Here is a 295-nt window from a genome sequence, read left to right as displayed (position 1 = left end):
TGCAACTGGGCATACGCCTCGTTATCCGGACATCCCTGGGGCCAATCTGCTTAAAACGAGTCGGGATTTTCTGGACCTTGATCAGTTACCAACCAGCATTGCCTTCATCGGAGCCGGTTATGTCAGTGTCGAACTGGCCAACATCGCTGCAGCGGCTGGCGCGGATGTGCATATCATCGGTCATTCTGATCGGTTGTTACGGGCATTCCCCAAAGTCGCTACCGAAGCTTTAAAACCATTGCTTGCCAAGACCGGGATTCATTTTCATCCTAACGTCGAACTGACTAAAATCACG

At 51.2% G+C, this 295-nt stretch carries 1 protein-coding gene; it reads left to right on the top strand.

The features are described from left to right. A partial coding sequence (locus tag ACWPAB_RS15475; protein ID WP_331242981.1) for an FAD-dependent oxidoreductase occupies nt 1-295 on the top strand: 295 nt, incomplete at both ends.

The organism is Lacticaseibacillus sp. 30, from assembly GCF_053819265.1.
Note: the sequence above shows the minus strand (reverse complement) of the source record. Positions and strands in the feature narration are given on the sequence as shown.